12 protein-coding genes are annotated in these 15,016 nt (G+C 61.1%); 7 read left to right on the top strand and 5 right to left on the bottom strand.

All coding sequences use genetic code 11. The features are described 5' to 3' along the window. Nucleotides 1–20: 20 nt before the first annotated feature. Nucleotides 21–722, bottom strand: coding sequence for an RNA polymerase sporulation sigma factor SigK (sigK, locus tag O9H32_RS05735; RefSeq protein WP_269865385.1), 702 nt, complete (start codon nucleotides 720–722; stop codon nucleotides 21–23). A 283-nt stretch (nucleotides 723–1,005) separates the two neighbouring features. Then, on the bottom strand, nucleotides 1,006–1,746 hold the full coding sequence (locus O9H32_RS05740) for a YitT family protein (RefSeq protein ID WP_269864932.1): 741 nt from the start codon (nucleotides 1,744–1,746) through the stop codon (nucleotides 1,006–1,008). A gap of 167 nt (nucleotides 1,747–1,913) precedes the next feature. Here O9H32_RS05740 and O9H32_RS05745 point away from each other — a divergent pair, with 167 nt between their 5' ends. The 4 genes from O9H32_RS05745 (at nucleotide 1,914) to O9H32_RS05765 (ending at nucleotide 9,557) form a co-directional block, all read left to right on the top strand. Then, nucleotides 1,914–2,357 carry an Lrp/AsnC family transcriptional regulator gene (locus tag O9H32_RS05745; protein ID WP_269865386.1) on the top strand — a complete coding sequence of 148 codons (444 nt, stop codon included), beginning with the start codon at nucleotides 1,914–1,916 and terminating at the stop codon, nucleotides 2,355–2,357. 613 nt (nucleotides 2,358–2,970) lie between these two features. After that, on the top strand, nucleotides 2,971–3,552 hold the full coding sequence (locus O9H32_RS05750) for a GrpB family protein (protein ID WP_269864933.1): 582 nt from the start codon (nucleotides 2,971–2,973) through the stop codon (nucleotides 3,550–3,552). 253 nt (nucleotides 3,553–3,805) lie between these two features. Further along, nucleotides 3,806–8,326 carry an immunoglobulin-like domain-containing protein gene (locus tag O9H32_RS32770; protein WP_319946926.1) on the top strand — a complete coding sequence of 1,507 codons (4,521 nt, stop codon included), beginning with the start codon at nucleotides 3,806–3,808 and terminating at the stop codon, nucleotides 8,324–8,326. A 31-nt stretch (nucleotides 8,327–8,357) separates the two neighbouring features. Then, nucleotides 8,358–9,557: a DNA-binding protein gene (locus tag O9H32_RS05765; protein ID WP_269864934.1), complete on the top strand. Its 1,200-nt coding sequence runs from the start codon at nucleotides 8,358–8,360 to the stop codon at nucleotides 9,555–9,557. Nucleotides 9,558–9,994: 437 nt separating this feature from the next. Here O9H32_RS05765 and O9H32_RS05770 read toward each other — a convergent pair whose 3' ends face one another. After that, nucleotides 9,995–11,260: a helix-turn-helix transcriptional regulator gene (locus O9H32_RS05770; RefSeq protein ID WP_269864935.1), complete on the bottom strand. Its 1,266-nt coding sequence runs from the start codon at nucleotides 11,258–11,260 to the stop codon at nucleotides 9,995–9,997. 241 nt (nucleotides 11,261–11,501) lie between these two features. Between O9H32_RS05770 and O9H32_RS05775 the strand changes: the two genes are divergently transcribed. The 3 genes from O9H32_RS05775 (at nucleotide 11,502) to O9H32_RS05785 (ending at nucleotide 12,938) form a co-directional block, all read left to right on the top strand. Then, nucleotides 11,502–11,663 (top strand): hypothetical protein, encoded by a 162-nt coding sequence (locus O9H32_RS05775; RefSeq protein WP_269864936.1) that lies wholly within the window; start codon nucleotides 11,502–11,504, stop codon nucleotides 11,661–11,663. A 340-nt stretch (nucleotides 11,664–12,003) separates the two neighbouring features. Further along, nucleotides 12,004–12,156 (top strand): hypothetical protein, encoded by a 153-nt coding sequence (locus O9H32_RS05780; protein ID WP_269864937.1) that lies wholly within the window; start codon nucleotides 12,004–12,006, stop codon nucleotides 12,154–12,156. A 116-nt stretch (nucleotides 12,157–12,272) separates the two neighbouring features. After that, entirely contained in the window at nucleotides 12,273–12,938 is a 666-nt protein-coding gene (locus O9H32_RS05785; RefSeq protein WP_269864938.1) for a hypothetical protein, read from the top strand. On the opposite strand, the gene O9H32_RS05790 is transcribed toward O9H32_RS05785, so the two are convergent. Together O9H32_RS05790 and O9H32_RS05795 are read right to left on the bottom strand one after the other, a co-directional pair. After that, on the bottom strand, nucleotides 12,929–13,252 hold the full coding sequence (locus tag O9H32_RS05790) for an SCP2 sterol-binding domain-containing protein (RefSeq protein WP_269864939.1): 324 nt from the start codon (nucleotides 13,250–13,252) through the stop codon (nucleotides 12,929–12,931). The genes O9H32_RS05785 and O9H32_RS05790 overlap by 10 nt on opposite strands. A gap of 21 nt (nucleotides 13,253–13,273) precedes the next feature. Further along, complete coding sequence (locus tag O9H32_RS05795) at nucleotides 13,274–14,980, bottom strand: AMP-binding protein (RefSeq protein ID WP_269864940.1); 1,707 nt, start codon at nucleotides 14,978–14,980, stop codon at nucleotides 13,274–13,276. Nucleotides 14,981–15,016: the final 36 nt, after the last annotated feature.

Consider the following 15,016-nt stretch of genomic DNA (forward strand, 5'->3'; position numbering starts at 1 on the left):
AGTCTGTAACCTAATCCCCCTTACCGCTTCGCCTTATAAAATTCGTGATACAGCTTCATCAGCGCCCGCTTCTCGATCCGCGACACATAGCTCCGCGAAATCCCGAGCTCCTTGGCGATCTCCCGCTGCGTCCTCTCTTCCCCGCCCGCTTCGAGGCCGAAGCGGCCGACGACCACTTCCCGCTCCCGCTCGTCAAGGATGTCGAGGTTTTTGTAGATCTTGCTCTTCTCGATCTTGAGCTGCACCTTCTCCAGGACATCGTCATGATCCGAGCCGAGGATATCGATCAGCGTGATCTCGTTGCCTTCCTTATCCGTCCCGATCGGATCATGCAGCGACACGTCCTTGCGCGTCTTCTTCAGCGAGCGCAGATGCATCAGAATTTCGTTCTCGATACAGCGCGCCGCGAAGGTAGCAAGCTTCGTGCCTTTGTCCGGGGAGAACGATTCGATCGCCTTGATCAGTCCGATGGTGCCGATGGATATGAGATCCTCCAGGTCCTCTCCAGTGTTGTCGAATTTCTTCACGATATGCGCGACCAGCCGAAGGTTGTGTTCGATAAGCAGGTTGCGGGAATGCTGATTGCCCTGGGCCATGAGCCGCAGGTGCTTTTCCTCATCATCCTCCGCCAGGGGCTGGGGGAAAGCATTGTTTTTGACATAGGAGACGAGCAGCATCAATTCTTTGATGAACAAAGCAACAGCAGTAAAAAATCCAGGCACTTCAGGCACCCCCTCAAGGTTTTGCAAGCACTGCGGGGCAAAACGGATGCGGCAGCCTCCGCTAGAGATTAGTACCATTTTATGTGGGTGAATGCCCAGAAGTGCCTGTACGCCGGCAGCCTCCTCTTATTTTTCTTCATTATGCGACGCGGGCGGCCGTCCCGCTGGGTAAGCAAGCAGAGCAGAAGAAGGCGGTATAGGAATACGAAAAAGCGCCAAACCAGATGAAGGGTTTCATCCAGTTTGGCGCTTGCAGAGAGGGGAAAGCGGGGCGTCCGGCATCTTATCGCAGCCCTTCCGATCCGCTGCCGTACACGGCGGGAGAGCCCTCTGGAAGGTCGGCCGGCGGAACCTGCTCCGCATGGGAAGGATCTTCCATAGCCCGAAGTTCCCCTGCCGTCAAGGCACCGCCCGGTGCAGCCATCTCCGGTATGCTGTAAGTCCGCACGGACTTTGCCGGCTCGCTATTGATCTTGCTTTTAAAATAACTGATAATCAGGGAAGCGAGCGCAATGGATCCGATAGAATACACCGCCTTCGTTAATCCCACAGCCGACAGGGAGATGAGGACGACCATCCCGTCGAACAAGAAATTGACGAGGCCCGGATCCCAGTTATACTTCCGGCGGAGATAGAAGGCCAGAATATTCGCCCCCCCGAGCGACGAGTTGTTCGCGAACAGAATGCTGACCCCGAGGCCAATGCCCATCCCCCCCATGATCGCTCCGGTCAGATTCGACGGCTCGAAAGCCGGAAGAAGCGTATCGAAGCCCGTAAACAAGGTAAGGATGAGAACCGAACCGATCGAAGACAGGGTGAACGAACGGCCCATCGTCAGAGCCGAGAAGAGAAAGAAGGGAATATTGATCGCGAGGAACAAAGAGGTAAAGGAAACCCCCGTCAAGTAAGTCAGATTGAGCGACAGCCCTGCTGTCCCTCCGGTTACGGCATGCGTATGTTTGAGGAATAACAAGCCCATAGCCGTCACCATGCAACCGAACACAATATAGGCAAATCTACGCATAGGCTTCTCACTCCACCAGGATTTTTAGCGACACGTTATCTTTCCTTACATGATATACTAAGCGTAAAGCTTGTTATATAAAGAAACGAACCCTTTTGGTGGAGCTTACCGAAACATTGAAGGATTTTCATGAAAATAAACTTCACATTGAAAGTTGGTTGTATAGAGTGGATGCCATCGATATCGCCCTGCTCAAATGGCTGCAGGAAGACGGGCGGATGACGGTAAGCGAGCTGTCCAAAAAGCTGGCGCTCAGCCGTCCCAGCATCTCCGAACGCCTGCTCCGCCTCCAGGAAAAAGGGGTTATTCAGGGATTCAGCGCCAAAGTGTCGCCCGCCGCGGTCGGCAGGAACACCATGCTCATGATCCAAATGAGCGAACTGAAGCTGTCCTACCATGATTTTGAACAAAAAATGAAGGCAGACCCCGACATCATCGAATGCCACCGCGTCACGGGAACGGTGGATTATATCATGAAGGCCGCGGTCGGCGGCGTAGATGGCTTGAGTCTGCTCGTCGAGCGGCTTATGCTGTACGGCAGCCCGCATACGTCGGTCATCATCGGCTCCCCTGTCGCCGGACGGCCGATCCTGCCGCCGGAGCACAGGTAGCCCCGGTACCTGGAGCCCGGCCCGGCCGTACATAACATAGAGCAAGCCCAGCCCGCCTGCCGTAATGCAGGCGGGCTGGCTTTTGTGCTGCCGCGGCCAAGCCGGCGCATGGCAGATTCTTTGCGCTGCGCGGCTGCGGGCAGGCTGCTGGGAGCAACGCGAATTCACACCGGGTTGCCATGCCGCGGCCAAACCAGCGCCATGGCAGATTCTTTGCGCTGCGGGCTGCGGGCAGGCTGCTGGAGCGTTTCGCGCAGGGGTGCCCTGCATCAGACCGCCGCCAGCGATGCTCCACACTCGCACACGCGGTTTTTCGCGCAGCCGGTAACCCGCCACCGCCGCCGCGCGCCTGGTCCCTCACATTCGTCGCCTTTGGGCACCTGTATTGCACACGCTTAGGGCTTGCGTGTCCCTTGCCTCCTCCGCAACGGCCTCTCTTTCTCGCTCCCTCCTATGTCGGCAGCCCCCTCCACGCTTCGCCTCTCTTCTCTCTTTTTTTCTGACCACTGGCGAAATATGGGGTTCCCGTTCCATCTTTTTCCTTTATAATAGAAAGAGATTTAGCCCAGCAGCTTCATGGTTTTGTGGACTTCACAGGACAAGGGAGGATGACATGAGCGACATACCAAGAGAAGATAAACGTCCACAGGAGGGGGCCCCTCCAGACCATTCCGAATGGCCCGTCTGGGCCATGGAGTCCGTGACCCTTACGGAACCCGATCCGCTCTGGCTTGTCCAAGGCGAACAGCTGCGGCAGGAGCTCGCTTCCCTGCTGCTTCCCTTCGGCATTGCGGAGATCGAACATATCGGCTCCACCTCGGTCCCGGGCCTGCCCGCCAAGCCCATCCTTGACCTGATGGCGGCGGTGCGCGGCTGGGAGGATATACCCGATATCGCCCGCGTGCTTGCTCCGCACCACTGGCACTTCGTACCGCCGGAGCTCGACGAACGGCCATGGCGCCGCTTCTTCGTACAGGCTCCGCAAGAGCGCCGGACCGCCCACCTTCACCTGCTGCTGGAGGATGATCCCCACGGGGATGACCTGATTCGTTTCCGGAACCGCCTTCGGTCTGACCCTGCTCTTCGGGACGCTTATGCCCGGCTGAAGCAACAGCTGGCCGCACAATTCCGCGAGGACCGGGAGGCCTATACGGCAGCGAAGTCCGGCTTTATCCGCAGTGCACTTGAGACCTAATTCGCAATACCATTTGATCCCGCCCTGCATCCGCCCACGGGTCTATCGTAACGAGTTTCATCCGTATTTTCACGGATTCCACGCTTGCGTCACCCTTTTTTCACGGATCCCCACGCTTGTTTCACTATTTTTCATAAAAGTCCAGATTCTCTTTACATTCCTTTAACAAGCCCCGAACACAGAACTGATAAGATGCTTCATGAGTCGACAAATTTTTCATGAGACGCGGCTCCATCATACGGGAGGTAGAGACATGAAACATCAAGCTTTCAAACTGGCGCTGGCCGTGCTGCTCACCGGCAGCACCCTTGCACCATCGGCATCGTATGCGTCTTCCGATACATACCGTATCCCCGCTGCGGACAGCGATACGGCAGCGGTACTCTCGTCCGTATACGCACAGGACGGCAGCGGCGGTTCCGAGTCTACGGTACAGCAGGCCGCCTACGGGCCTGTATCCGTACAGCTTCTCGCTATCAACGACCTGCACGGTAAGGTGGATCAGACTTATCCCGTAGATCTCAACGGAGATAAGGTGAACGAGAACCTCGGCCGCATGGATTACGTGGCGGCCTATCTCAAGCAGCGCGAAGCGGGGAACCCGAACACTCTGATCCTGCATGCCGGCGATACGATCGGCGGCAGCTCGCCTGTAACCGCCCTGCTGCAGGACGAGCCTACAGTCGAAATGCTCGAGTCCATCGGCTTTGACGGCGGAACCGTGGGCAACCACGAGTTCGACGAAGGCACCGCCGAGATGCTCCGCATGGTGAAGGGCGGTACGCACCCATCGGGCACGGAGAACTACGACGGCATGAACTTCCCGGTCGTGGCGGCGAATGTCGAATACAAAGCCGACGGCAGCCCTGTGCTTCCTCCTTACTTCATCCGCGAAATCGGCGGCGTGAAGATCGGCTTCATCGGCGTCGTGACCCAGTCGACCGCTTCCATCGTGATGCCCGGCGGCATCGCCGACATCCGGTTCACCGACGAGACGGCAGCCGTGAACAAAGCCGCAGCCGAGCTGAAGGCCCAAGGCATCCGGTCTATCGTGGTGCTCTCGCACATGGATGCCGTGCAGAGCGGCACATCGGTCACCGGCGCAGCAGCGGACCTGGCGGGCAGCGTCGACGACGAGGTGGATGTGATTTTTGCGGCGCATAATCATACGGTCGTGAACGGCACTGTCGACAACAAGCTGATCGTCCAGGCATGGGAGTACGGCAAAGCCTTCTCTGATGTGGACCTGCAGATCGACCCGGCTACCGGGGACATCGTGCAGAAGAGCGCGGAGATCGTCTACGTGAATCAGGCCGGGATTACGCCGGACCCGGCCGTAGGCGCCATTCTCCAGAAGTATGTGGACCGCGTCGCCCCTACGATCAATGAAGTGGTCGGCGTCACCTCCTCCGAGATGACCGGCGGCTACGGCGTCCGCGGACCGGTAGGCGACAACGCGCTCGGCAACTTCATTGCGGACGGCATGCGCTATGCGATGCAGAGCGACTTCGCCCTCATGAACGGCGGCGGCATCCGCGATAACCTGAACCAGGGCGAGGTCACCTGGGGCGAGCTCTACAACATTCAGCCGTTCAACAACCAGCTCGTGAAGGTGGAGATCACCGGAGCGGATCTGGAGACGATCCTGAACGCCCAGCTCTCTTCGCTCTATGGGCCGGACTACAGCATCGGCGGCTTCTCTTACACATGGAACGGCAGCACGAACAAGGTCATCGACATCTTCCTGCCGGACGGCTCGAAGATCGACAAGACGAAGACGTACTCCGTCACCGTGAACAACTTCATGCAGACAGCCACCTCTTCGAAGTACAAGCCGATTGGGACGCTCGGCAAGAATCCGGTCTACGGTCCGGAAGATCTCGAAGCTTCCGTTGCGTTCACGCGCAGCTTCGGCGCAGCGCCGATCAGCTACAAGGCCGAAGGCCGGATCAAGGAAGTATCCGGCGTGCCGACCGATCCCGCGCTCTTGACCGTTGCCCAGTTCCGTGCGCTGGCCGACGGCACGGCAGGCAAAGCTCAAGGCGTGATCACTACGGCGCCGCTCGGGAACCGAAGCTTCTATATGCAGGACAGCACGGGAGGCATCTACGTCTACTCGCCTTCCTCCACCGACACGCTGGCCATCGGCGATAAAGTAACCGTGAGCGGCATCAAGAAGACGTTCAACGGCGAGCTCGAATTCGATTCCGGCGCTTCCGTGGCCAAGCTCGGCACAGAGCCTGTTCCCGCTCCTGTCGTCGTTACGCCGGACCAGGTCGGCGACCAACAAGGCAAGCTGGTCACCCTGAAGAAGGTGACGGTATCGGACGTGCGTGCGAGCGACTTCAACGTGACGGCCGGCGGCTCCACCGTCATGGTCTACACCGGCGCTTACGGTGTCGGCACCTCCCAGGTGAAGCAGGGCGATATCATCGACCTGACGGGCATCGCGGCTTACTATAACAAGAACCAGATCAAACCGCGCACCGCTGCCGATATCGTCGTGACCGGCGGACTCAGCGATGCCGAGGTTACCGCTGCCGACGCCAAGGCGCTGACGCTCGGGAACACGACCGCCGTGACCCTGAACCTGTCCCTGCCGACGAGCGGCGCGAAGGGATCCGCGATCACATGGAGCTCCTCCAACCCGGCGGTTGTCGGGGCGGACGGCACCGTCACCCGGCCCGAGAAGGGCCAACCTGCGGTCACGGCAGTCCTGACGGCCACGATCACCAAGGGCACTTCCACATTGACCAAAAAGTTCACGGTCACGGTACCGCCGAAGCGCCTGACGGACCAGGAAGCGGTAGCGAATGCGAAAGCAGCCCTCTTCCTCACCTATGACGGCGTATCCGAGAAGCTCAAGCTGATCACCGCCGGAGCGGACACCACTACGATTTCCTGGAAGCTGACGAATCCCGAGCTCTCCCGGATCGTCGACGTCACTACCGGACTCGTGGACCGTACCAAGGTTGTCGGCAGCTCCGAGAAGGTGACGCTCGTGGCCACGATTACCCGGGGCACCTATTCCGACACCGACGTATTCACGATTCTCGTGCGCGCCCTTCCGGCTCCTGCGGCCGTGAGTGCCGTCAGCGAGAAAGACACCGCCGTGACCGGCACGGCCAAAGCCGGCTCCACGGTCACCGTCCGTATCGGCGACACAGTACTCGGAAGCGCGGCAGCCCACGCAACCAGCGGCGCCTTCCAGGTCGCCATCCCGGCCCAGCCGGCCGGCACCGTGCTCGAAGTCATCGCAACAGCCACCGGCTATGCGAGCACGCCCGCTTACGTGCTGGTGACGGCAGCGGTGCTGGATGACGCCGGAGCGGTAGCGGAGACGAAGAACGCGCTCACAAGCAGCCTCATCCTGAACGGCAATCCGTCGCCCGATGCGGTCACTACGGCGCTGAACCTGCCGGCCTCCGGCGAGAACGGGACGGTAATCTCCTGGCAGTCGAGCCAGCCGTCCGTCATCGGCACGAACGGTGCCGTCGTACGCCCGGCCGCTTCGGCGGATAACGCGGCCGTGACCTTGACGGCCACGATCTCCCGCGGAAGCGCCAGCGATACGCTCAGCTTCACCGTTACCGTATTGAAGCAGTCCGCCCCCAGCGGCGATACGCTGACCGTCAGCCAGGCCAAAGCCTTGGCCGTAGGAACGACCGTCAAGGTACGCGGTTATCTGACCTCGAAGACGGCGGCCAGCAACAGCAATATCGTCTTCGTCCTCGCGGAGCAGGAAGGCGTGACCGACTTCACGGGGAACGCCGGGGCGATCCAAATCCCGCAGTCGAACTCTTACTACACAGACCCGGCCGCCAAACTTGCCCTGCTCGATGCGCCGGTCGGTTCGGTCATCGTCGTCGAAGGCAAGATCGATACGTATAACTCCAAACCGTCCATTGAATCTGTCCGTTCCGCTGCCGTGCAGGGGACGGAGAACAGCGCGCCGACGGTGACGAACGTGACCTACAGCGGCATGCCGCAGGTAGGCGCGACGCTGACCGGTCTGTACACCTACAGCGACGCCGAGAACGATGCCGAAGGCGCATCCGTCTACGCCTGGTACCGCGCCGATGCAGCGGACGGCACAGGCCTGACAGCCATCGCCGGCGCGGCAGGCAAGTCCTATACGGTCACTGAAGCGGACCTCGGCAAGCACCTCGTCTTCGAGGTTACGCCGGCGGCCGCCACCGGTACCGCCGCAGGGCAGCCGGTGAAGAGCGCTCCGACAGCCAAGGTCACGGGACAGACCGGGCCGGGCCCCGTGGGCGCCGACCTGATCTTCTCCGAATACGTCGAAGGCACATCCAATAACAAGGCCATCGAAATCTTCAATCCTTCCGGCGCGCCTATCGAACTCAGCGGATATTCCGTAGAACTCTATGCCAACGGGGCGACGGCACCGACCAACAAGCTCGACCTTAGCGGTACGCTCGCAGCCGGCGACGTCTATGTCATCGCGAACAGCTCGGCCAGCGCAGCCATCCTGGCGGCTGCCGATATCACCAGCACCGTCACGTTCTTCAACGGCGACGATGCCCTTGTACTCAAGAAGAACGGCGTTGTGATCGACGTGATCGGTCAAGTAGGCGCAGACCCGGGCTCCGAGTGGGGCAGCGGTCTGACCTCGACGCAGGACAACACCATCCGCCGTTCTCCAGGAACCCTCACCGGCGACACGAATGCGTCTGACGCCTTCGATCCGGCTGCGGGCTGGAACGGTTATCCGGTCGATACGTTCGACGGTCTCGGCCAGCATACGAACTAACGGACATCCACTTAAACGAGGAGGCTCTCCCATGAAGATTTCCCATACACGATTCACCCGTGCGCTGCTCAGCCTTACCCTCACCCTCTCGGTAGCCGCTGCTGCAGCCCCGGCCGTTCTGGCCGAGGGACCCGCAGATCCGGCTCCTTATCTCAATCCGGCGGGTACGGCCAATGGCAAGAAGGTGCTCTTCGACAATACGCACGGCCAGACGGCAGGGGCTGCGGACTGGGTGATCAACGGCGCCTTCTCCGACTTTGCCGAAGGCATCGCGGGCGCGGGCTATTCTGTGCAGGAGCTGCGCAAGACGACGCCGATTACCCTCGATGATCTCAAAGCGTACGACGTCTTCATCGTCCCCGAGTCCAACGTGCCTTACAAGACGACCGAACAAGCGGCCATGCTGCAGTATGTGCAGGGAGGCGGCAGCATCTTCTTCATCGCCGACCACTATAACGCCGACCGCAACAAGAATCGCTGGGATTCCTCCGAGGTGTTCAACGGCTACCGGCGCGGAGCCTGGACCGATCCGGCGAAGGGCATGTCGGCGGAAGAGCGCGCCTCCGCGGCCATGCAGGGCGTGGCCAGCACCGACTGGCTCGCGCAGAACTTCGGCGTGCGGTTCCGCTACAACGCGCTCGGCGACATCAACGCCAGCGTCATCGTCTCGCCGGAACAGTCGCTCGGCATCACGCGCGGCGTGAAGTCGGTCGCTATGCACGCCGGCAGCACACTGGCGATTATCGATCCGTCGAAGGCCAAGGGGATCGTATACCTGCCTTCGACGAACCAAGCCTGGGGCAATGCCGTGGACAAAGGGGTATACGCCGGCGGCGGCATCCCCGAAGGCCCCTTTGCCGCGATCTCCAAGGTGGGCAAAGGCAAGGCCGCCTTCATCGGCGATTCGTCCCCGGTAGAAGACGCCACGCCGCGCTACCTGCGCGAGGAGAACGGCGCCAAGAAGACGACGTATGACGGCTTCAAGGAACAGAACGACGCCGCTCTGCTCATCAACACAGTGAACTGGCTGGCGAAGAAAGAGTCGTACCAGAAGCTCTCGCAGATCAGCGGCCTTCAGCTCGATTCCCCCACCCCTCTCCTGACCTCCGGTCCAGAGAACGAGATTCCGCAGGGGACGGTGGAACCGCAGGCCGAGCCTTGGGCCGCACCGGCCGCAGGCTACAAGTGGTGGGACCGCACCACCTTCGCCGCGGGCTCTTACGGCAAATAAGCTCCGGCCGTACGGTGAACGGGAGGCAAGGGTACCCCGTGCCGATGTACTTACGGAACGGAACAGGAAGCGGTGGATCGATCCAGGCCAGGCGATGTGAAACTTATGCTTGCTTGAATGCCACAACAAAGAACCGGCCGAAACGGGGACTCCCCCTGTTTCGGCCGGTTCTTTTGGTATAGCTTCATCATTGGCACTCATAGCTTCATTGTCGCTTATAGCCCCATCTTGGCACTTACAGCGCAATCTTGGTAATTATAGCTTCATCTTGGCACCTATAGCTTCATCTTGGCACGGCTTCGTTGGATACCGCTTTGGGTGCAGGCAGGCGGCAGACCGGTGCAGCGAAGCGGCTCCCGTCGCCGCCTTTCCTGCTCTCCCCCAATCAAGCCCTCCCCCCGCTGCAGGCGGACAAGCCCACCTGGAGAAAGAGTCAATCAGGAGCCCATCAGCTTCTTGATCAGCTCCTTGCGGTTGCGCACGCCGGTCTTCTCGAAGATGTGGCTGAGATGCTTCTTCACTGTAATCTCCGCTACGATGAGCGTCTGCGCAATCTCGGCGGTGGTGCGGCAGTCCAGCACCATCCGGGCTACCTCCTCCTCCCGGGCGGTCAGCCCGTAAGGATTGGCGTCCAACAGCTGTACGCTTCTCTTGGCGAGGCGTTCATGCAGCGCCGGGCGGCTGCGGCGCAGTTCGCTTGCGAGCAGTCTGCGCAGCACCGGATGAACCGCCCAGCCTCCCTCTGCTGCAGGGCGGACGAACGACAAGGCGCACAGCCGGTCAAAGTCGGCGGAGGCCACGCTCTCCTCGAGCAGCCCGGCAAGCAGCTCCTGCTCGAACGAGGGCAGCAAGGCGGCCGCATCGAGCAGAGGCCGGAGCCCTTCTTCCTTCTCTTCGCCGAGCCAGCGTCCGAGCAGGTAAGTCCGCAGCTCGGACGCAGCGTCCAGGCCTGTGTCCCCTGCGAGGTCCGCTCCCGCCTCCCCTGCCATGACAAGGCAGGACAGCGTCAACGGGTGGCCCTGTGTGAGCGACCACAACCGCTGGCTGTCATCGGCGGCGATCTCCCGGCCGGCGGCGGCCGCATAAGCCTCCACTTCCCCTCGCGAGAAGTCCCCGAGGGTCAGGACTTCCACGGCCGCAGGCTCTGCCGCGCAGACGCCCGGCGCGAGGCCAGGCCCCTTCCGTCCTGCGGTCACCAGCAGGACGGCGGGAGGCAGCTGGGGCACCAGCGTCTCCAGGAGCCAGCGCTGCGCGTCACCTGCCGTCTCATAAGCATCCACCACCAGCAGCACGGGGACCCCGGCCGCAGCCGAGGCCAGCCGGTCCTGGCACAAGGCGGCATAGGATGGCAGAACCGCCCATGGATCGGGCGCTGCCCCTTCTGGATCCGCCGGCAGCACGGCCAGGATCGCCGCAGCCAAGGATTCCCCGTGCCCTGCGGCGTCCCGGGCATCCACCTGCAGCGTCAGCCAGCCTCTCGCCTCGGCCCGGCGCCGCAGCTCGGCCAGCAGGTAACTTTTGCCTGAACCCGGCATGCCTTCCACATGCAGACGGAGCGTCACGGCCTCGGGACCGCGCGTCTCCACTTCCTGCAGTACCTCCTCCAGACGATGCAGCTCTTCTCTTCTTCCGATGAACAACGGAACGCGCTCGGTACTGCCGTACGGTACGCCGGCCTCTGTGCGGTTCACGATTCTTAGCATAGATACATCCAACCTTTGACTTAGGGTTTCTTCTGTGAATTGGGATTAGGTTATCCCCATTGTAAACAAATCGTATCATTGCGGCAATGAGAAGATAGCTCGGTTCCGGTGAGATTCCACACATTCCGCGCAAGAGTATACTTTCGGATACTATCAGGCCTCAAGTGCGGGGTGCTATGCTTAACAGCGTCGGAGAGAACGACAACCACATGTTCGAACGAACGAAAGGAGGTGACACTTCATGACAAAACAACGCACCCTGATGGTCCTCGCCGCGGCTGCTGTCGTACTGCTTGGCACAGGAGATTTTGCCTCCCCGGCAAGCGCCATGTACAAAGGCTATGTGCCAGGCTCGATTATGGAGACCATCGAGATGGGTTACTGGTACTGGTTCCTTACCTAATCTAGATGGGTTACTGGTACTGGTTCCTTACCTAATCTAGATGGGTCACTGTACTGGTTCCTTACCTAATCTAGATGGGTCACTGTACTGGTTCCTTACCTAATCTAGATGGGTCACTGTACTGGTTCCTTACCTGATCCAAGGGAAGCCTGCCGCAGAACCCTGCCCCCGAGCTCAGTAAAAATATACCTGCCCCACACGGCCCTGACCGGAGGCTTGTTCATAGCTGCTTATTCATAGCGGCTTGTTCTCGGCGCATCCCCTTCTACCAATATTCGGGCTCGCGCCCGGTGCTCCCCCCGCAGTACCACCTAACCTATGAACTGGAGGTCATTCCCCCATGACAAAACGTATCCACACCCTTGCCATGATCAGTGCCTGCACGGCCATTGCCGCGATCGGACTCGGCGACTTCGCCACGGAAGCCGGCGCGATGCCCCGCAATGTAATGGAGTCTATCGAGTACGCCTACTGGTATTACTTCCTCCGCTAGACGACCGCGACCAAGGCGCAAGCGCAAATACGCCGGCTTCAGCTGCGCGGGCATCGCCTGGGCGACCCGCCGTGCTGCTGCCGGCGTATTTGGCTTTACTTCCGAAAGGAGATCCCATGCTCACCGTCAACTTCCCGACTTCCCTTCCCTCCGCGTATGCCAGGGGGTCCGGCATGGCCCTGCTGCTCGGGGGCATCTTAGGTGCGGCCGCACATCTGCTTCACCCCGGCGTCCCCGGGACGCCGCAGGAAACCGCCGTGTATACGGCACGGACCGTCCCTGTGCACACCGCCCTGCTGCTCGCTTCTATGCTCGTTCTCTTCGGCCTGCCGGCCTGGTATATGCGCCGCAGCGGCGGGCTTACCCGGATGGGCTGGCTCTCCCTCCCGCTGCTTTTCTTCGGCATCCTCCTTACCGAGACGCTGCACTGCCTCCTCGAGATCAGCGTCCTGCCGGGCATGTATGCCGGAGTCACGACCCCCGAGGAGATCCGCGCCGTGAACGCGGCGATCGGCCGGATGTACGCCGGAGGTCCGGGTCCCTTCCTGTTCATCCCCGGCACCTTGATGGCCATAGCCGGTGCGCTGACCGCCTTCCTTGCGATCCGCCGGATACCCCGCTTCCCCCAGACGGCTGCCGTCCTGCTCTTGCTCTATCCGGTATGCGGCCTGCTCCGCACGGTATTCCACGCTTCGTCGCTGTACGGGTTCCCGGCACTGCTGTACGCCGCGCTCGCCTTCCTAGGATGGTCCCTGCTGAAGCCCGGCTCCGCTTACCCGTAGGATTTGAGCACTTCCTGCAGCCGGAAGGCCACCGTCAGCTTCCCTTCCATCTTCAGCTTCCCTTCCATATATGCCGCTGCGGCGTTCAGCCTGCGGCTCATCAGTCTGCGCATCGTGTCCTCCGTCAGGATCAGCTTGCAGTCGGGGGGATACGGGGTGCCGTCCACGAGTTCCGCCTGCCCCCCTTTGAACCTCACCTGAAGCGTGTTCTCTCCCCCAAAATCGAATTGATACACCGCCTGCAAATTCCGGATCGGTTCCGGACTGCCGTTCATTCGATCGACGAGCTTCTCGATCTCTTCGCGAATGACCATGCTCTCACCTCATTGTTGTTCTCAAGTTGGCATGCTCTCTTCCTCCGCTGCTTCCGCGTCTTTCCCCTCGGCTTCCTCCTCCGCCAGCGCCCGGCGCAGAATCTTGCCGATGAGCGATTTGGGCAGCGTGCTGCGGAATTCATACTGCTGCGGCACCTTGTAAGCGGCCAGCCGCTCCCGGCACCACCGGTCGAGCTCCTGCTTGCCGGCTTCGCTGCCTTCCTTCAGGACGAGATAGGCCTTGACCGTCTCGCCCCGGTAAGCGTCCCGGACGCCGGCCACGACTGCCTCCACCACCTCCGGATGCTCATACAGTACCTCTTCGACCTCCCGCGGATAGATGTTGAACCCTCCGGCGATGATGAGGTCTTTTTTGCGGTCCAGCATCGTAAAAAATCCGTCTTCGTCCATCTTCCCAAGATCCCCCGTGTACAGCCATCCGTCCTTCAGCACCGCCGCCGTCTCCTCCGGCCGGTTCCAGTAGCCCTTCATCACCTGGGGCCCCCGCACGATCAGCTCGCCGACGCTCCCGGCCGGCAGCGCCTCGCCCGTCTCCGGATCCACCACGCGCGCGTCCGTATCCGGAAAGGGAATGCCGATGCTCCCCGCCTTGCGGGTGTCCCAGATCGGGTTGGCATGCGTGACCGGGGAGGCCTCCGTCATGCCGTAGCCTTCGATGAGCCGGCCGCCCGTCAGCGCCTCGAAGCGCTGCTGCACCTCCAGCGGCAGAGAGGCCGCTCCGCTTACGCAGACCGACGGCGCACGCCCGCGGAACCGCAGCGAACGGGGATCGTTCAGGAACGAGATATACATCGTCGGTGTTCCCGGGAAGACCGTCGGCCGGGTCCGTTTCATCGTGTCGAAGAGCAGTTCTAGATCAAACCGGGGCAGCAGGGCCAGCGTGCCGGCCAAGGCGACCGACTTGTTCATAAGCACGGTCAGCCCGAACACATGAAAGAACGGCAGCGCCGCGAGGTACACCTCCTGGCCCGGCCTGCACCGGTAGGCCCACAGCCGGTTCTGGATCGTCGCCGTCACGAGGTTCATGTGGGTCAGCATCACCCCCTTGGGCTTCCCCGTGGTGCCGCCTGTGTACTGGATCAGCGCGAGATCTTCGTCCGGATCGACGTTAGGCCAGCAGGGCTCGGGAGAAGCCGACTTCAGCAGCTTCAGCCACGGGTATACGCCTTCCCCGTAATCGACGCTCCGGTCGAGTCCCTGCCGCCTGGCGAAGATCGGATACAGCAAGCCTTTGGGAAAGGGCATATAGTCCTTAAGCGAGGTGACGATAATCCGCCGCAGCCCCGAAGCCTCAGCTACTGCCGCTACCCGCTTATACAGCAGGTCGAGCGTGACCGCCGTACGGATGCCCGCATCGCCGAATTGGTGCAGAAGCTCGCGGGGGGTATACATCGGATTCGTCATGACGACGATCCCGCCGAGCAGCAATGTGCCGTAATAGGCGATGACCGCCTGGGGACAGTTCGGCAGCATGATCGCCACCCGGTCTCCCGGATGAACGCCCAGATGGCGCATCGCATTAGCGAACCGGTAAGCAGCCTGCAGCAGGGCGGCATACGACATGCGGCCCCCCATGAAATCAAGCGCAGCCCGCCCGGGGTAGTCCCGGGCCGCATCGAGCAGGAACTGGGCGGCATGCTGCTTCGGATAGTCGTAACTCGGCGGCACCTCGGCAGGGTAATGGGCCAGCCAGGGCTTAGCGGACATAGGTGGGCACCTCCCAAGATAGGATGCGGTGGCTCG

Source organism: Paenibacillus caseinilyticus, assembly GCF_027533645.1.
Classification (GTDB): Bacteria; Bacillota; Bacilli; order Paenibacillales; family NBRC-103111; genus Paenibacillus_G; species Paenibacillus_G caseinilyticus.